Here is a 17,966-nt window from a genome sequence, read left to right as displayed (position 1 = left end):
TCAACCCTGCCACCGTTCGCCCGGCACGATGATCAGCGAGAAGTACGGCGAAGACATCGGCTCGACCTCATCCAACGGCACGATCTTCTGGTTGGTCATGGTCGCGCGCTCGACATACAGCGCCCGCCCGTCCATGCCCAGTTCCTGGAGCACTTGGCGAACCTTGGGAAAATTGCGCCCCAGCTTCATGATCACCGCCGCATCGGCATCGGCCAGGCGCCGCTTGAGGTCATCGTGAGGCAAGACGCCGGAGAGCACCGACAGGCTCTGGTTGCGATAGACCAGCGGCGCACCGAGCACCGAGGCCCCGCCGAGCATCGAGCAAACGCCCGGGATGACTTCGGCGACATAACGCTCGGCCAAGCGATCGTGCAAGTACATGTAGGAGCCATAAAAGAACGGGTCGCCCTCGCAGATCACCGCCACGTCACGACCGGCGTCCAAGTGCACGGCCAGTTGCTCGGCAGCGGTGTCGTAGAAATCGGCGATCACCTCTTCGTAGGACAACGGCGCCGGCAGCACTTCGGTGGTAACCGGGTAGACCAGCGGCAGCAACGTCTGCGCATCCTGTAGATGGGCCTCGATGATGCCGAAGGCGTTGCCCTTCTTGCCCTTGGCGACGAAGTACGCCACCACGGGCGATTCGCGCAGCAGGCGCAGGGCCTTGACCGTAATCAGTTCCGGGTCACCGGGGCCCACGCCGAGGCCGATCAGACGTCCAGGCTGCTGCATCATTCAATCTCCGTAGCGAGGGCGTTGACAGCGGCGGCGGCCATGGCACTGCCGCCCAGGCGGCCTTGCATGATCACGAATGGCACGCCACGGCTGTTGGCCGCGAGCATCGCCTTGGATTCGGCGGCGCCGACAAAGCCCACCGGGAAGCCGAGGATCAAGGCCGGTTTCGGCGCGCCGACATCGAGCATTTCAAGCAAATAGAACAGCGCGGTCGGCGCATTGCCGATGACCACGACACTGCCTTCCAGGTGCGGACGCCACAACTCTAGCGCCGCCGCCGAACGGGTGTTGCCCAATTCCAGGGCCAACGCCGGCACGCCCTCGTCGCGCAAGGTGCAGATCACCGGGTTGTTGGCCGGCAGGCGAGCTCGGGTCACGCCCTCGGAGACCATCCGCGCATCGCACAGGATCGGCGCGCCGGCAGCCAGCGCCCGGCGCCCGGCCGTGCCCGCGCCCTCGGAAAACTGCAGGCCATCGACGGCCTCGACCATGCCGCAGGCGTGGATCACCCGCACCGCGAGTTTCTCCAGGTCGGCCGGAATACGCGCCAGGTTGGCTTCGGCGCGGATAATCGCGAAGGAGTTGCGATAGATCTCCTGACCGTCGCGGATGTAATCAAGCATTAAAGGGGCTCCGGGGGGCGAGCGTCGAGCCAGTGGCCGAGCGCTTCAATAGTCAGATTGTGTGCCTGCAACGCGCCGAAACCCGGCAGCGTGGCATCGCGAAAATACAGGTCGTAACGACCAGGGGCGACCGCCAGCAAGGTGGCAGGCGCGACATGGGCCGCCGCGCAGGAACGCGGGCAGCCGGAAAGATGGATTTTTATTAGCTGGCCTTGGCTTTGCAGCAGATCGGCCAACCGGCGGGCGTCGGCCTTGGTGTCGGCCAGGGCCTTGGCGCAGCCACTGGAGCCGGTACAGGCAACGAGTTGTGCCAAGGGCTGGTCGCTCGAACCTAAAAATCCCAGTTCCTCGAGCCGCGCCAACACTTCGTCAGCATCTTCGCGGCGCATGCTGGGCAGCAACAGGCTTTGCCAGGGCGTGAAACGAAGGCTGCTATCGCCCTTCTCCCGCGCCAGTTGCGCCACTCCCCGTAGCATCACTGCATCGAGCCGGCCCAGGGGGGCCATCGCTCCGACGTAGACACGGTCGTCGTGCTGAGGATGGACACCGATGTGCAGTCCATCGATGGACGCATCACGCCGCCAATCCGGGCAAGGTTGCAGGGGCACGCGGCGGGCCAACCGGGCGAGAAATTCATCCGCGGGAGTTTCAGCCAACACGTGGCGCATGCGGTTCTGGTCCGGGCGGGCCAAGTCGAGGAACAGCTCCAGCACCGCCACCACCAAGGCATGTCCCTGGGCCAGAGGCACTCTGCCCGCTGGCTTATCCAGCGGGGTGCCGGCCAAGCCGAAGGCCAGCCAGGGGTCGCCGTCACGGACCAGGGCCGACAGCCACAGGTCGTGGTGATGTTCGAGCATCGCCAGTGCTTCTCCGCCATCCAGTTGTACGGCGAACTTGGCCGACAGTTCATGGAAGCGTTCATGGGTTTGCAGGGTGGCGAGGATCTGCTCGGCCAACGGGCGGGTATCGAACAGCATCTGCCGGTCGATCCCGGCCGAGGGGCTGAGCATCAGGTTGCGCACGTCATCCCCGGCCGGTTTGCGCGGGCCAAGCCCGGCGGCCAGCAATGGCTCGATCAGCGCGCCGTGCCCGGGGCCGATCCCGCGGATCTGCAGATTGGCCCGGTTGGTCGCCTCGATTACGCCGCCGGCGAACCGCTCGGCCACGGAGGCCACGGCGTCGGCCTGATCCGCGAGGATGGAACCTCCATCGAGCTTGATCCGACAGATCCCCCCGTCCAGCGCCTGGACGACACGCAGCAACCCCGGACAACCGGAGGGGCGTACGACGTGGGAGGATGGACGTTCGTTCAAGGGAAGACCGGCAACTGAGAAACGCCACATTGGCGAAGGAGCGCCATTATGCCTGCTTTGCCAGGGGTCATGAAAAGCTTGCTGGTCGGATTGCCGTGAGATTGCTCAGAACACGGGCGGCCTGATCCAATGATGTTGCCTGTACTATCACTATCGCGAGCAGGCTCGCTCCCACAGTTTTGATCGAAGTGTTCATTAATCCTGCGCTTACCCAAAATCCCCTGTGGGAGCGAGCTTGCTCGCGATAGCGGCCTGTTGGTGACAATGATGTTGCGCCAGGCGCCTGATACGCCGGGGCGCGGTATGATGGCGGCCCGGTTCGCGGCGGCAACACGCCTGTCGATCAACCCCATCTATTCGAGGAACAGAGATGACCCCCTGGCTGACCGTAGTGGGCATCGGTGACGACGGCTTCAAGGGCCTGGGCCGAACGGCTCGCCATGCCTTGCTGCGGGCATCGCGGATCCTGGGCAGCACTCGCCAGTTGGAGCTGTTGCCACTGTGTATCCGCGGCGAGCGGGAGCTGTGGCCCAGCCCGTTTTCCCTGGAACCGCTGCTCGCTCGGCAGGGCGAACCGGTGTGTGTACTGGCCAGCGGCGATCCGATGTTCTATGGCGTGGGCGCCAGCCTGGCGAAGCAGGTGCCGAGTGATCAAATGCTGGTCATCCCCGCCCCCTCCTCCTGTTCACTGGCCGCGGCGCGCATGGGCTGGCCGTTGCAGGAGGTGGTCACGCTGTCGCTGGTGGCGCGCCCCCTGGCGGCGCTCAATGGGCATTTATCCACAGGCGTCAGGCTGTTGCTGCTGAGCAATGATCGCCACAGCCCTGCCGCAGTAGCGAGCTTGTTGCGTGAACGCGGATTCGGCCCGAGCCCGATGACCGTCCTGGAGCATCTGGGCGGCAGCACAGAACGACGGATCGACGGTTGCGCCGCGCAATGGTCCGATGAAACCGTCGCCGACCTGAACCTGATCGCCCTCGAATGCCGGACCGAACCGTCGACACCGCGCCTGTCCCGCCTGGCCGGCTTGCCCGATACCGCGTTCGAGCATGACGGCCAGTTGACCAAACGCGACGTGCGCGCCATCACCCTGGCCCGCCTCGCCCCAACCCCCGGCGAGCTGCTCTGGGACGTCGGCGCCGGCAGCGGCTCCATCGGCATCGAATGGATGCGCGCCCACCCCAGTTGCCGAGCCCTGGCCATCGAGGCCGACGAAGGCCGCCAAGGCTTGATCGAACGCAATCGCGACACCCTCGGCGTACCGGGCCTGCAACTGATTCGCGGCAGCGCCCCGCAAGCGCTGGACAATCTGGAGCGTCCAGACGCGGTGTTCATCGGCGGCGGCGTCACCCGCGAAGGCGTGCTCGACGCCTGCTGGGCCCAACTCAAGCCCGGCGGCCGGCTCGTCGCCAACGCCGTGACCCTGCAAAGCGAAATGACCCTCATGCACTGGCGCGAACGCCACGGTGGGGAGCTGACCCGCATCCACATCGCCCAGGCCCAGCCATTGGGCGAATTCGACACCTGGCGCCAGGCCTTGCCGATTACCTTGCTGGACCTGACGAAACCTCTCGATGCGTGACGAAACCGCCGAACAACCCGCCCCCCTGCGCAGCGGCCTGACCACCGGCAGTTGCGCCACCGCCACCAGCCTGGCGGCGGCCCGCTTGCTGCTGCGCGGCACCGAAACCGACGCCGTGGAAATCGTACTGCCCAAGGGCAAACAGGTGCAGATGCGCCTGGAGTTCTGCCGGTTGACCGACCAGGGCGCCGAGGCTGGGACGATCAAGGACGCCGGCGATGACCCGGACGTGACCCACGGCGCCCTGCTGTTTTCCCAGGTGCGCTTGATCGCCGAACCCGGCGTGCGTTTCGTCGCCGGTCGCGGCGTTGGTACGGTGACGCGACCGGGGTTGGTGCTGGGCGTCGGTGAGCCGGCGATCAACCCGGTGCCACGCAAAATGATCGGCGATCACCTGGGCCGACTGGCCGAGGAAAGCGGTTATGCCGGTGGTTTCGAAGTCACCGTCAATGTAGAGGGCGGCGAAGCCCTGGCGCTGAAAACCATGAACCCGCGCCTGGGCATCCTCGGCGGCCTGTCGATCCTCGGCACCAGCGGTATCGTCCGGCCCTTCTCCTGCGCGGCTTACATAGCCTCGATCCACCAGGGCATCGACGTGGCGAAGACCAACGGTTACCTGCACATCGCCGCCTGCACCGGCAATGCCAGCGAAGACACCATGCGCCGGGTCTACAACCTGCCGGAAATCGCCCTGATCGAAATGGGCGACTTCGTCGGTGCTGTGCTCAAGCATGTGCGCAAGGTGCCGGTGGAAAAACTCAGCCTCTGCGGCGGCTTTGGCAAGATCAGCAAACTGGCTGCCGGCCACATGGACCTGCACAGTCGCCATTCGAGCATCGACCTGCCGCAATTGGCCGAATGGGCCGCCGCGATCGGTGCCGATGAGGTTCTGCAGAACGGCATCCGAGGAGCCAATACCAGCCAACAAGCCCTGGCGATGGCCAGCGCCGCCGGCATCGCCTTGGGCGACGCGGTGTGCGAGCACGCCCTGGCCTTCGCCCGCAGTGTGGTGCCGGCTCAGGTCCAGGTCGAAGTCTTCGCCATCGACCGCCAGGGCGGGATCGTCGGCCACGCCGGAGCTTGGTCATGAAGAACGTTGCCATGAAACGTATCCTGCTGCTCGGTGGCGTCACCGAAGCCCTGGCCATCGCCCGCACCCTTGGGCCCCAGCACATCTACAGCCTGGCCGGCATCGGCCGCGTCCCCACCGACCTGACCTGCCAGGTGCGCGTCGGCGGTTATGGCGGCGCCGAAGGGTTGGCGCATTTCATCCGCGCCGAGGGCATCGGCCTGCTGCTGGACGCCACCCACCCCTACGCCGCCCAGATCAGCCACAACGCCGCCCACGCGGCCCGCGCCTGCGCCATCCCCTGCTGGGCCCTGCGCCGCCCGGCCTGGCAACCCCAGGCCGGCGATGACTGGCGGGAAGTGGCCGACTGGGCCGAACTGATCCAGGCCCTGCAACCCTTCCACCGCCCCCTGTTCACCCTCGGTCGTGAGCCGCTGCAACATCTGCATGAAATCCCGCCAGAGCAATTCTGGACCCTGCGTGCCCTGGACGTTTACCCCGGCAATGAGCGCTGCGAAGTGATTGGGGCCCGTGGACCGTTTCACATCGAGGGCGAACGCGAGCTGTTCGAACGGCGGCAGATCGATGTGCTGGTCAGCAAGAACAGCGGCAGCACGGCTACTGAACCGAAGCTGGAGGTGGCGCGGGAGCGAGGGGTGCCGGTGTTGGTGTTGAAACGGCCGGTGTTGGCGGGGGTGGATCGGGAGTTTGAGACGGTGGATGAGGTGTTGCGGGGACTGCGGCAGTTGGTCTGACAGAAACCTGCACCGTCCTACAAGCCTGTCCCGTCAGAACTACGTCAGCAGGCTACGTCACCTTGCGCCGCTGCCTACAACTACGCCAGAATCCGCCGGCTTGTGTGCCTTGGAGGCCGTCGGTAACTTGATTCCCATCACTGCCCTTCAATGATCGGGTTTAGTCGCCCGAGGTTTTCAGCGGGTTCACAAGCTTCGTCAGTCAGGTATTTCATCCCTGCACTTGATGGTGGTTGTGCGCAGGGCGCCTTCGGGCGCGCCGGTAATGCTGGACTCCCCGGTCGACTAACCTGCGCACAGCCGCCGCCCTTCGTTTAGTCGCGAAACGGTTGCGGCTCCATAACATGGAGTTTCCAGCAATGTTCAAGAACACACCGAATCCTCCAACCCCGGACGACCACACATCCCGTTGCCAGTCGGCCAATGCCAAAAAACTCGACGACGCGGCCACCCGCGCCTTGGACTATTACCTCAATCCGTCAGCCGACAAAGAACCATCCGACAGGCTAGATACCCTTTTCGTCATCGCACCTAACATCGACGCCGAATGCCTGCTCGCCAACCTCAGCGAAACCCTGGCCTCGGCCAATGCCATGGTCAGTGACCTCGCATTCGATCTGGAGGGCTCGCGACGACATATCGCGCAAGGGGTCCAGCAGATGATTGAGTTGAGCCAGTTGTTGGCGAATCGGGCATTGGATGTGGTCGACCCTAGATAAGCGACAGGACGTTGGGTTTGATCAAAATCGATTGGTCAAACCCACCCCTGTGGCGAGGGGATTTATCCCCGCTGGGCTGCGAAGCAGTCCCAAAACATAAGCTCACAGTTTTGTCTGGCGGACTGCATTCACTGCTCTTGGGGCTGCTACGCAGCCCAGCGGGGATAAATCCCCTCGCCACAATGAATGCTCACGCCATTAGATTTTCAAAGGTAATGCTATGCCTCTCACACGAAGCTATAAGCACACGATCATCGAACGCGTCAGGTGTGATCCTGAATTCGCCAAAATCCTGCTGGATGAAGCCGTCACTCTGCTTTTGAACGGAGAGCAGGAGATGGCGAGAATGATCCTTCGCAATCTCTTCAATGCCATCTGAGCCCTGTGGCGAGGGAGCTTGCTCCCGCTGGGCTGCGCAGCAGCCCCAAAGAAGGTGAACGCTATTTTCCTGAAACACCGCAATGTCCGGTTTAGGGCCGCTTCGCGCCCCAGCGGGAGCAAGCTCCCTCGCCACAAGGATCTCATGCACCGTCAGAAGGTGGATGACATTACCAATGGAGAGTCAGTCATGGTCGAAAAACTCACGCGTTTCGACGCTGCAACCTATCTCAATACATATGAGGAAATGGTCACTTATCTGGTTGCCTGTTTCGAAGAGGATGCCGGTGATGGGATACTGATTCGCGCAGCCCTTAACGACGTCGCACAGGCAAAAGGGATGATGCAAGCCACTCCCAATGAAGATATAGAACAATCGAGTACCAACTGATCAAAATCCCTCACCACAAAAGCACTCACTTGAAGATCTGTTGCTACTGTTAACACCAGCCCTGCGACCCTACACCGCACGTGGCCTTTTTACTTCTGTCCCCCGATCAGGCTAAATACCGCCACCTGATCGCCCAACCGAGCGGATTGCCCCATGTCCCGACAACGGCTTGCATTAGCCTGGATCGCCTGCTTCGCAGTGCTGTTCAACATGCTTGCCATGCCGCTTGCCAACAGCGGGGGGGCGACGGCCAGTTCGCCAGCCGAACAAATGTTGTGGGGCAGTTTCTGCTCTTCCAGCGGCACGAAAATGGTCGCGGTGTCCCTGGGCAAGTTCGAACAGGGCGCGCCCCAGAAAGATACTCATTCGACCATGCAGCATTGCTGGTGCTGCTCAGGTCCGGCGCCGTTGGTGGCGCTGGCAGGGCATGCCCCACAGTTGTATCTGGATGCACAGCTGGCCCATCGCAGTGCCGTCCATTCCAAGCTGGACAGCCCCACGCCACGCCAGCAATGGCCCAGCCTCAATCCCCGCGCCTCGCCTCTGGCCTGATTCTTCCCGCATCAAACTGCGCCCTGAATCGTTCCGGAGAATTGCCATGTTGAACAGACTTATCCTGCTGGCTGCCCTGCTGCTTCCCGTCGGCCTCGCCCAAGCTCACCAATACAAAGCGGGCGAGCTTGAGATCGCCCATCCGTGGTCCCAGGAATTGCCGCCCAATGCGCCAACCGTGGCCGCGTATTTCGTGATCCACAACAGTGGTACCACCGCTGACAAACTGCTCAGCGTCGACTCGCCCATCGCCGGCAAGGCCGAGCTCCATGAGCATGTGATGCAAAACGACCTGATGAAGATGCAACCGGTGCCTGTCGTGAATATCGCCCCCGGTGCGACCGTCACCTTCGCGCCGATGGCGTATCACGTGATGCTGCTGGAGTTGACAGACCGCAGCCTGCTCAGCGACGGCAAACGTTTCCCCATGACCCTGCATTTCGAAAAAGCCGGGGATGTCACGGTCGACGTTGCGGTGCAGAAAAAAGCACCCGACGGCACCAAGAAACATATGCACGGCCAATAAGACGTAGCCGCCCATGCAACCTCGTCGCGCCAGCCTGTCCACGCACCGCCGTCAGCCCATGAGCCTGACCCGCGGCAGCTGGATCAGCCTGTTCGCCATGCTGATGATCTTTATCGGCCCGCTGATTTCCCAGTCGATGCCGATGGGTCAGCGCATGTCTTCGTCCATGCCGGTGTCCATGAGCATGGACATGGAGATGGGCATGGACATGACGGCGCACGACGCGCCGGCAGCCGAACATTGCCCGCCCCAGAGCGAGCACCATGCGTTGTGGGAGAAGTGCGGTTATTGCAGCCTGCTGTTCAATTGCCCTGCGCTGCCTGGCGGTCACACCTTCGCCGTCTTCGACACGCCCCACACCAACACCTACACCAGCCCTTCCCCACGCCTGGGCCATGCCCGGCCCGCGTTCTTCCCGGGTGCCCGCACCCGCGCACCGCCCCTCGACGCGTAAGCCCGACACTTACCTCACCCGGTCGCACAAGACAGCCCCAGGCTGCCCGACCGTGTCGTCTACGTTTGTTCGATGGAATCATCATGTCCAGGTTTTCTGCTGGCATCGCGTTGGGCTCTGCCCAGGTTCGCTGCCCCCTGAACGAGCCACGGGTTCGTTTACGCCAAACCATCGCCGCACTGTGCGGCCTGCTGCTCACCCCGCTCGTGCTGGCCGACGAGCACGAGCATCACGATCATCCGGTCGAAGAACTGAGCCCGACGGTCATCACCGCCATCGCCCCCAGCTCGCCGCTGACCGTCATCACCAACCCCAAGGACCCGCGCCAACCGGTGCCGGCCAGCGATGGCGGCGATTACCTCAAGACCATTCCCGGCTTCGCCCTGGTGCGCAACGGCGGCACCAATGGCGACCCGGTGCTGCGCGGCATGTTCGGCTCGCGGCTGAACATCCTCACCAATGGCAGCATGCTGCTGGGGGCTTGCCCGGGCCGGATGGACGCGCCGACGTCCTACATCTCGCCGGAAACCTACGACAAGCTCACCGTCATCAAAGGCCCGCAAACCGTGCTCTGGGGCCCCGGCGCATCGGCCGGGACCGTGCTGTTCGAGCGCGAGCCGGAACAGTTCGGCGAGCTGGGCACCCGGGTCAACGCCAGTGCGCTGGCCGGCTCCAATGGCCGTTTCGACAAAGTGGTGGATGCCGCCGCCGGTGGGCCGCTGGGTTATGTACGGGTGATCGGCAACACCGCCCATTCAGACGATTACCGCGACGGCAATAACGACACCGTGCCGTCGCGCTATGACAAATGGAATGGCGACGTCACCCTCGGCTGGACGCCGGACGCCGATACCCTGCTGGAGTTGACGGCCGGCAAGGGCGACGGTGAAGCACGTTACGCCGGGCGCGGCATGGACGGCTCACAGTTCAAGCGTGAAAGCCTCGGGCTGCGTTTCGAGCGCTCGAACATCGGCGAGGTGCTGGACAAGGTCGAGGCCCAGGTCTACTACAACTACGCCGACCACGTGATGGACAACTACACGCTGCGCACGCCATCCGGCACCGGGATGATGGCTGGGCCCATGGCCTCCAACGTCGACCGTCGCACCCTCGGCGCCCGTATCAAGGCCACCTGGCGCTGGGCCGACGTGCAACTGATCAGCGGCCTGGACGCCCAGACCAACGAGCATCGCCAACGCAGCAGCATGGGCGTGGATACCTACAAGGACCTGCCGTACACCAAGGACGCCGACTTCCACAATTACGGGGTGTTCGGCGAATTGACCTGGTACGCCGCCGACCGCGACCGAGTGATCACCGGCGCCCGGCTCGACCGTGCCTCGGCCAAGGATTACCGCCAGAGCATCGGTTCCGGCATGTCCGCGCGCCCCAACCCCACCGCCGATGAGACCCGGGCCGACACGCTGCCCAGCGGTTTCGTTCGCTACGAGCACGACCTGGACGACAGCCCCACCACCCTTTATGCAGGCGTGGGTCACGCGCAACGCTTCCCCGACTATTGGGAGCTGTTCTCGCCGAACGCTGGCCCCAGCGGCTCGTTGAATGCCTTCGACGCGATCAAGCCGGAGAAAACCACCCAGCTCGATGTCGGCCTGCAATACAAAACCGAAACCCTCGAAGCCTGGGCATCGGGTTATGTCGGGCAGGTGCGCGACTACATCCTGTTCGATTACACCCCCGGGATGATGGGCTCCACCTCCCGGGCCGAGAACATCGATGCGCGGATCATGGGCGGTGAACTGGGCGCGGCCTACAAACTCACCGAGCGCTGGAAAGCCGACGCCACCCTGGCCTACGCCTGGGGCAAGAACAGCAGCGACGGCAGCGCCCTGGCGCAAATGCCGCCGCTGGACGCACGCCTGGGCCTGACCTACAGCGAAGACCGCTGGAGCGCCGGAGCCTTGTGGCGGGTGGTGGCGGCGCAGCACCGGGTCGATGAAAACAAAGGCAACGTGGTCGGCAAGGACTACGGCAAAAGCTCGGGGTTCGGGGTCTTCTCGCTCAACGGCGCCTATCGCATCAATCAGCACTGGAAGGTCAGCAGCGGCGTCGACAACCTGTTCGGCAAAGCCTACGCCGAGCACTTGAACCTGGCCGGCAACGCCGGGTTCGGCTACCCGGCGAGCGACCCGCAGGCCATCAACGAACCGGGGCGCACGCTCTGGACGAAGGTGGATATGAGTTTCTGACAACACAGGCAAGGCCTGACACCTGACCTTGTGGCGAGGGAGCTTGCTCCCGCTCGGTTGCGTAGCAACCGCAAAAAGCCAGGGACTGCTGCGCAGTCCAGCGGGAGCAAGCTCCCTCGCCACGGGGTCTGTGTTTAAGGCTCCCTGCTTATCGGTTGCCTGGCAACCGCACAACATAACGACACAATTTGCCTGCGGAGCGCTTTGCAATGAGCCAACCGAAACCGAACTTCTACAACCTGGCCTGGCGCTGGCATTTCTATGCCGGGCTGTTTGTCGCGCCGTTCATGGTGATGCTGGCCCTGACCGGCATCATCTACCTGTTCAAGCCGCAACTCGATCCATTGATGTACGGCGACTTACTGAACGTGCCGGCCAGTCATCACGCCCTGGCGGCGGACGACCTGCTCAAGCAGGTCCGCCAGGCCTACCCTGAAGGCCAGGTCAAACAGTACCTGCCTGCGGTCAATGCCGAGCGCAGCGCGCAATTCGTGGTGATCGACAAGGGGCGGGAACTGAATGTGTTCATCGACCCGTACCACGGCGACGTCCTCGGCGAGCAGGATGCCAAGAGCAACCTGCAAGCCATGGCCCGGGCGATCCACGGCGAGTTGCTGATCGGTACCGTCGGCGACCGGCTGGTGGAAATGGCCGCCGGCTGGGGCGTGGTGCTGGTGGTCTCCGGCCTGTACCTGTGGTGGCCGCGCGGACAATCATCGGCCGGTGTGCTGTGGCCGCGCTGGAGCGCACGCGGTCGGTTGTTCTGGCGTGACCTGCACGTCGTCGTCGGCTTCTGGGGGGCGGCGTTCCTGCTGGTGATGCTGCTCAGCGGCATGACCTGGACCGGCTTCTGGGGCAAGCAATACGCGGACCTCTGGAACCGCTTCCCGGCGGCGATGTGGAACGACGTGCCCAAGTCCGACGTCGAGGCCGGCAGCCTCAACAACGCCCACCGCCAGACCGTGCCGTGGGCAATGGAAAATACGCCGATGCCGATGTCCGGCGACCATGCCGAACACATGGCCCACGGCGGCATGCACGAAGGCCCCGCCGCCCCGACCGTCAGCTTGCAAGCGGTGCAGGATATCGCCACCGAGCGTCAGGTCGAACCCGGCTACAGCATCACGTTTCCAACGACCGCCTCGGGCGTGTTCACCATTGCCGTGTTCGCCGATGACCCACGCAACGACGCCACCCTGCACGTGGACCAGTACACCGGCAAGGTCCTGGCCGATGTGCGCTGGGAGCATTACAGCGTCGTGGCCCGCGCCACCGAAACCGGGGTGATGTTGCACGAAGGCAAGATGTTCGGCCCGGTGAACCAGATCCTCGTGCTGCTGGTTTGCCTGATGATCCTGCTCAGCGCCGTGAGTGGCCTGGTCATCTGGTGGAAGCGCCGACCTCAAGGCAAGTTCGGCGTGCCGCCACTGCGCCACGACCTGCCGACGTGGAAGACCGGGGTGGTGATCATGCTCGCCCTGGCGCTGGTGTTCCCGTTGGTGGGGGCTTCGCTGGTGGTGGTTTGGGCGCTGGATCGGCTTGTCACCCGGCTCAATCGTCAGCCTGAAGCGGCTTCATCTTCAAGCTGAAGACAGTGCGTTAACGGAAGGCGGCGCGAAACCTCTACAATCGCGCCCGCTTTCCAAACGATGAACACCATCCCTGTGGGAGCGAGCCTGCTCGCGATAGCGGTGTGTCAGTGACATCTTTGTTGGCTGACCCACCGCTATCGCGAGCAGGCTCGCTCCCACAATGGACTGGGGTTCCGATCCAATCATTTGAGTGAACGCATGACCTCGCTAACCCTCTCCCACCTCGCCTGGACGCCCCTGGGCCATGGCCATTGTCATCACCAGTTCCAGCTGCGTGACGCCACGCTACAGGTGACAGCCGGGGAGTTCGTCGGGTTGATCGGGCCCAACGGCAGCGGCAAGACCAGCCTGTTGCGCTGCGCCTATCGCTTCAGCCGGCCGGAAAGTGGCGAGGTCAAACTCGAGCATCACAACGTCTGGAAACAGTCCTCGCGCTGGTGCGCCCAGCGCATCGCCGTGGTGCTGCAAGAGTTTCCCGACGCCTTCGGCCTGACGGTGGAAGAAGTGGTCGCCATGGGCCGCACGCCCCACAAAGGCCTGTTCGACGGCGACAATCACGACGACCGTCGGCTCGTGCTCCAGGCACTGGAATCGGCCGGGCTCGCAGGCTTTGGCGACCATGCCTTCGCCACGCTCTCGGGCGGTGAAAAACAACGGGTGATCCTCGCCCGCGCCCTGGCCCAGCAACCGCAGTTGCTGATCCTCGACGAACCGACCAATCACCTCGACCCCCACTATCAATTGCAATTGCTGCAACTGATCAAGGGCCTGGGCATCGGCACCCTTGCCAGCCTCCACGACCTGAACCTGGCCGCCGCTTTTTGCGACCGTCTATACGTGATCGAACACGGACGCATCGTCGCCAGCGGCACGCCCAAGGACGTTCTCACCACGGAGCTGTTGCGCGAGGTATTCAGCGTCGAAGCCCTGGTGGATGAACATCCGCTGTCCGGCTACCCACGAATCACCTGGATAACCCAACCATGACCTTGCGTTCCCTGCTGTTGCTGCCCTTGCTGCTGGGCAGTGCCCATGCCCTGGCCGAAGCCACCCGCTACCCATTGACGGTCCAGAGCTGCAACCGCCAGGTGGTGTTCAACGAGGCCCCTCGGCACGCCGTCAGCCATGACATCAACATGACGCAGATGATGCTGGCACTGGGGCTCAAGCCACGCATGGTCGGCTACAGCGGCATCAGTGGCTGGAAATCGGTGACGCCCGAGCTGGCGAAGATCCTCGACGGCCTGCCGGAGCTGGCCGCCAAGTACCCCTCGGTGGAAACCCTGCTCAATGCCAACGTCGATTTCTTCTTCGCCGGCTGGGACTACGGCATGCGGGTGGGTGGCGACCTGACCCCGCAGACCCTGCAACCGTTGGGCATCAACGTGTACGAGTTGACCGAATCCTGTGCGTTTGTGATGAAGCGTCCAGCGGCCTCCCTGGAGGACACCTACAGCGACCTGCGCAACCTCGGCAAAATCTTCGATGTGCAGGACCGCGCCAACGCGCTGATCGCGACGATGCAGGCCCAGGTGGCCGAAATACGCAAGCACCTGCCGACCCAACAACCGCGGGTGTTCCTTTATGACAGCGGCGAAGACCGCGCCATGACCTCCGGGCGCCTGGGCATGCCCCAGGCCCTGATCGACGCGGCCGGCGGGCGCAACATCCTCGACGACGTGGAAACCAGTTGGACGCGGGTGAACTGGGAGAACGTGGTCGAGCGCAACCCGCAGGTGATCGTGATCGTCGACTACGGCGAAGTCAGCGCCGAGCAGAAGCAGCAATTCTTGCTGGACAACCCGGCCCTGCAATCGGTGGAAGCGATCCAGCAGCGACGCTTCATTGTGATCCCCTACGTGCAGGCCACGCCGGGCATCGATAACGTGTTGGCGGTGCAAACCCTGGCGCGGGGTTTCCACCGTCAATGAATGATCGTCGCTACGCCGCCCTGCTGATGGTCCTTGGCGCGCTGCTGCTGGTGTCATGCGTGGTGTCCCTGGGCTTCGGGCCGGCGCGGGTGCCGGTGGCCGTGGTCTGGGATCTGCTGCTGCACAAGGCCTTCGGTGTGGGCGAGGTCTATTGGACGCCCGGCCAGGAGCATATCGTCTGGCTGATCCGCGTCCCGCGCCTGCTACTCGGCGCGCTGGTCGGTGCCGGGCTGGCGCTGATCGGTGCGGTGCTGCAAGCGGTGACGCGCAACCCGCTGGCCGACCCGCATCTACTGGGTGTCACCTCCGGCGCGACCCTGGGAGCGGTGATCGTGGTCTTGCATGTCGGTGAAATCATCGGCCTGCTGACCCTGCCCCTGGCCGCCTTCATCGGCGCATTGCTGAGCATGTTGCTGGTATTGGCCATCGCTGCTCGCCAGGGTCGCCTGGAGAGTGATCGTCTGTTGTTGTGTGGCGTGGCGGTGTCTTTCGTGATGATGGCCGCGGCCAATCTGCTGTTGTTCCTCGGTGATCATCGCGCCAGTTCGGCAGTCATGTTCTGGATGCTCGGCGGCCTGGGCCTGGCGCGCTGGGAACTGCTGGCCGTGCCGGCCGCCAGCGTAGGGCTGGGACTGGTGTTGCTGCTGGGCATGGCCCGGCCGCTGAACGCGCTGATGGCGGGTGAACAGACCGCCGTGACCCTGGGCCTGAACGCGGCGAAGGTGCGGCTATGGATCTTCCTGATTGCGTCGCTGATGACCGGCGTGCTGGTGTCCATCAGCGGCTCGATTGGTTTTGTCGGGCTGATGGTGCCGCACATCGCCCGGCGCCTGGTGGGCGCCGAGCATCGTCGGTTGCTTCCGGCCTGCGTGCTGCTCGGCAGCCTGTTCCTGGTGTGGGTGGACGTGGCAGCTCGCACGCTGATCGCGCCGGAGGACTTGCCGATCGGGGTCGCTACCGCAGCCATCGGCGGACTGTTCTTCATCGGGCTGATGCGCCGCCGCTGATCCACCCAATCAATCGCCGTGGAGTGAATTTACTCGCGACTGCGAGCATCATCCTATACCCAAGGGTCGAGCCGACACTTAGACTGTGCGCCGTCAACTCTCAGGATGAGCGTCATGTTTAAAAAAGTCTTACTGTCGTTGCTGGTACTCGGTTCCAGCGCAGCCTTCGCGGACACGAAGGTCGATGTATCGAAGATCTACGGCAAAATCCAGTTCGTCGATTCTTACCCCGACTACAAGGTGAAGATCGACAACTCCTGGCCCGATCTGGATGTTAAAAAAGTGACCCAGTGGCCCGACTCGGTCGGTAAATGGCAAATTGTAGATCAGTACCCCGATTACAAAATCCAGATGGTTGATTCCTATCCAGACTTCACCATCAAATATGTGGAATCCTGGCCGGAAGTAAACTGACCCTTACCCATGTCGCGCAAGCACTTGCCCACCCAACAACCGTAGGTGTTTGCGCTTCATTGGTCTGATGCGCCATCGTTGAAGAGATGTTTCTTTTTATAGACGCCAAACAGCTCGGTTCCAAGACCTCCATTTCGAAAATGCTCAAGCTCCGCTCGAACCATATCGATGACCAACGCCCGATCTTCAGCCTCTTCAAGATTGAAGTTTCCACTGTAGGCAAGATTCACCATTCGCCAGAGGAAGCAGTTGGTGCGGTAAACGTCTACCGGCTTCAGCCAACGTTCAAGAAGCGCGGTAATCTCCTCGCTTCGAATCCCCTCGAAACACCCAATCGAATGGTCCTTGTCTGGAATGACAGCATCGACAACCTGGGTATCGGCATTTAATCGGTAGCGCGCCGGCAAGGAAGAGAATGCTGCGTCAGCGGCAATTATTGCGTCGGGCCACAAGCGGTTGCCATTACGTCCCACGGCCTCCCCCACACTCCAGAACTCTCCCTCGCTTTTCAAACTACGGGAGATAAAGAGCATGACCTTTTCCAGCGCTACCAAATGATGCAACGCCGAAACACAAATAATGACATCCCACTGTTCACCGGTCGGCACCAGGTTATTCGCATCCGCCACGATCAAATCGAGACCGATCCCTGGCGGAAACTGCTTTGCCGCGATTTGGAGCAGGTCTTCATTGATATCCAGCAATGACCATTCCACGCCTTCGGGAACAGCCGCTGACAAGCCAGCCTCTATCCGCGCGGCGCCACTGCAGATTGACAAGACCTTTATTGCCCCGTGGTCCGTGACTTTCTGGCGTAGCCTCGCCTGAAAATCAGGCGGCGTTTCCGGGACGTTCGCCCTCAGGACACGCGTCGCATAAGCGTAGGCGGCCTCTCCTCCAAACGGCTCCAAAATGACCATGTCAGCCTGCGCACCACACTCTTTCGAATGAGCCAGTCCATTTAATTGGCGAACGCTGCGAGCAACGCCCATCGCAGCTTCACTCTGTCGCTCCTGAACGTTTGCATAGAACTCATTCCGATAGACGCTACTGAAGTGTGCGATCTCGTTTTTCATGCGCATTGGATGGTGTGTTTTCGCCAGAAGAGACTTCATCTCTCCCTCTCTGGCGACGCACAAATCCGATATTGCCAGCCAGTCAGCTGTAGGATCATTCTCCGCCCCCGGTCCACACGTTACCGAGAGACGGCCACCTTTCCCTGCCAGCCAAGCCAGATCCAAATCGACCGTCCTCCATTCCGACGGCGACTGCCCTCCGCAGACATGAAACACCCCAAGTTGAAACTCGGTTTGACTTGCCTCATCAAAAAAAACAGCTGAGCACGTGAGCCCATCCAAACTGATACTGGGCAGAGCCGCCGAAAAGCGAATGTAGAGTCTTGAATCGGAAAACACATTCAGCTGGCTGCTTCGAAGGTGTTCTCCAGCGGTGAGCACCAGCGAATACCGTCCTTCTCTTAAATGCGTCACATGCATCCATTGCGGATGCCCGGCCAGTTTAACTTCAGGCAGCACGTCAAAAACCGCCGTATCGTCGAGCAGAAAATAACTTGCAACGCTGGTGTCATTCAAACGGATTGCCCCACTTCAAATGGCAAAAGAATCAGCATAGTCGGGCGGTCGAAAATCTCACCTTGAATTAATCCACATCCGCGCCCCAATGCGGAGCGCCATATTGCACCAGCACCCGCGAAG

General features: G+C 62.6%; 18 protein-coding genes and 1 pseudogene. 15 read left to right on the top strand and 4 right to left on the bottom strand.

Annotated features, from left to right (window positions below; genetic code table 11):
- Genes AD659_RS02480 through cobG form a run of 3 tightly spaced genes read right to left on the bottom strand, consistent with a single transcriptional unit; the run spans window position 1 to window position 2,671 of the window.
- Window positions 1-732 carry a precorrin-2 C(20)-methyltransferase gene (locus AD659_RS02480; RefSeq protein WP_053118048.1) on the bottom strand — a complete coding sequence of 244 codons (732 nt, stop codon included), beginning with the start codon at window positions 730-732 and terminating at the stop codon, window positions 1-3.
- Complete coding sequence (locus AD659_RS02475; protein WP_053118045.1) at window positions 732-1,358, bottom strand: precorrin-8X methylmutase; 627 nt, start codon at window positions 1,356-1,358, stop codon at window positions 732-734. The genes AD659_RS02480 and AD659_RS02475 overlap by 1 nt, the downstream gene beginning before the upstream one ends.
- Window positions 1,358-2,671, bottom strand: a complete 1,314-nt coding sequence (gene cobG, locus AD659_RS02470) for a precorrin-3B synthase (protein WP_280140185.1) — start codon at window positions 2,669-2,671, stop codon at window positions 1,358-1,360. Before cobG ends, AD659_RS02475 begins: the two co-directional genes overlap by 1 nt.
- A 370-nt stretch (window positions 2,672-3,041) precedes the next feature.
- On the opposite strand from cobG, the gene AD659_RS02465 reads away from it, so the two are divergent.
- The 15 genes and pseudogenes from AD659_RS02465 to AD659_RS02395 all read left to right on the top strand — a co-directional run bounded on the left by AD659_RS02465 (window position 3,042) and on the right by AD659_RS02395 (window position 16,251).
- Entirely contained in the window at window positions 3,042-4,253 is a 1,212-nt protein-coding gene (locus tag AD659_RS02465; RefSeq protein WP_053118041.1) for a bifunctional cobalt-precorrin-7 (C(5))-methyltransferase/cobalt-precorrin-6B (C(15))-methyltransferase, read from the top strand.
- Window positions 4,246-5,343 (top strand): cobalt-precorrin-5B (C(1))-methyltransferase, encoded by a 1,098-nt coding sequence (locus AD659_RS02460; RefSeq protein WP_053118039.1) that lies wholly within the window; start codon window positions 4,246-4,248, stop codon window positions 5,341-5,343. Before AD659_RS02465 ends, AD659_RS02460 begins: the two co-directional genes overlap by 8 nt.
- Before the next feature lie 11 nt (window positions 5,344-5,354).
- Complete coding sequence (locus AD659_RS02455; protein WP_053118183.1) at window positions 5,355-6,077, top strand: cobalt-precorrin-6A reductase; 723 nt, start codon at window positions 5,355-5,357, stop codon at window positions 6,075-6,077.
- Between the two features lie 359 nt (window positions 6,078-6,436).
- On the top strand, window positions 6,437-6,796 hold the full coding sequence (locus AD659_RS02450) for a DUF6124 family protein (protein ID WP_053118037.1): 360 nt from the start codon (window positions 6,437-6,439) through the stop codon (window positions 6,794-6,796).
- Window positions 6,797-7,016: 220 nt separating this feature from the next.
- Window positions 7,017-7,169: pseudogene (locus tag AD659_RS02445) on the top strand (addiction module antidote protein); the annotation flags it as partial.
- A 195-nt stretch (window positions 7,170-7,364) separates the two neighbouring features.
- The gene (locus tag AD659_RS02440; protein ID WP_408003287.1) at window positions 7,365-7,565 is read left to right on the top strand and encodes a helix-turn-helix domain-containing transcriptional regulator; all 201 of its coding nucleotides are present in this window, start codon (window positions 7,365-7,367) and stop codon (window positions 7,563-7,565) included.
- A gap of 153 nt (window positions 7,566-7,718) precedes the next feature.
- Window positions 7,719-8,117 carry a DUF2946 domain-containing protein gene (locus AD659_RS02435; protein ID WP_053118035.1) on the top strand — a complete coding sequence of 133 codons (399 nt, stop codon included), beginning with the start codon at window positions 7,719-7,721 and terminating at the stop codon, window positions 8,115-8,117.
- 46 nt (window positions 8,118-8,163) lie between these two features.
- Window positions 8,164-8,643 carry a copper chaperone PCu(A)C gene (locus AD659_RS02430; protein ID WP_053118033.1) on the top strand — a complete coding sequence of 160 codons (480 nt, stop codon included), beginning with the start codon at window positions 8,164-8,166 and terminating at the stop codon, window positions 8,641-8,643.
- Between the two features lie 58 nt (window positions 8,644-8,701).
- Window positions 8,702-9,097, top strand: a complete 396-nt coding sequence (locus AD659_RS02425; RefSeq protein ID WP_082343503.1) for a DUF2946 domain-containing protein — start codon at window positions 8,702-8,704, stop codon at window positions 9,095-9,097.
- Between the two features lie 83 nt (window positions 9,098-9,180).
- Entirely contained in the window at window positions 9,181-11,307 is a 2,127-nt protein-coding gene (locus AD659_RS02420; RefSeq protein WP_053118029.1) for a TonB-dependent copper receptor, read from the top strand.
- A gap of 209 nt (window positions 11,308-11,516) precedes the next feature.
- Window positions 11,517-12,896: a PepSY-associated TM helix domain-containing protein gene (locus AD659_RS02415; RefSeq protein ID WP_053118027.1), complete on the top strand. Its 1,380-nt coding sequence runs from the start codon at window positions 11,517-11,519 to the stop codon at window positions 12,894-12,896.
- Between the two features lie 201 nt (window positions 12,897-13,097).
- A complete protein-coding gene (locus tag AD659_RS02410; protein ID WP_053118024.1) occupies window positions 13,098-13,886 on the top strand; it encodes an ABC transporter ATP-binding protein in 789 nt (262 codons plus the stop codon).
- On the top strand, window positions 13,883-14,830 hold the full coding sequence (locus tag AD659_RS02405) for an ABC transporter substrate-binding protein (RefSeq protein WP_053118022.1): 948 nt from the start codon (window positions 13,883-13,885) through the stop codon (window positions 14,828-14,830). Before AD659_RS02410 ends, AD659_RS02405 begins: the two co-directional genes overlap by 4 nt.
- Complete coding sequence (locus tag AD659_RS02400) at window positions 14,827-15,837, top strand: FecCD family ABC transporter permease (RefSeq protein ID WP_053118020.1); 1,011 nt, start codon at window positions 14,827-14,829, stop codon at window positions 15,835-15,837. Before AD659_RS02405 ends, AD659_RS02400 begins: the two co-directional genes overlap by 4 nt.
- A gap of 114 nt (window positions 15,838-15,951) precedes the next feature.
- Window positions 15,952-16,251, top strand: a complete 300-nt coding sequence (locus AD659_RS02395; RefSeq protein ID WP_053118018.1) for a 7(1) septoil knot domain-containing protein — start codon at window positions 15,952-15,954, stop codon at window positions 16,249-16,251.
- A 56-nt stretch (window positions 16,252-16,307) separates the two neighbouring features.
- Here the strand turns inward: AD659_RS02395 and AD659_RS02390 are convergent, their stop codons facing one another.
- Window positions 16,308-17,843, bottom strand: a complete 1,536-nt coding sequence (locus AD659_RS02390; protein WP_082343498.1) for a class I SAM-dependent methyltransferase — start codon at window positions 17,841-17,843, stop codon at window positions 16,308-16,310.
- Window positions 17,844-17,966: the final 123 nt, after the last annotated feature.

It is taken from the genome of Pseudomonas thivervalensis, assembly GCF_001269655.1.
GTDB classification, from domain to species: Bacteria; Pseudomonadota; Gammaproteobacteria; order Pseudomonadales; family Pseudomonadaceae; genus Aquipseudomonas; species Aquipseudomonas thivervalensis.
This window is presented reverse-complemented; position numbering and strand designations above follow the sequence as displayed.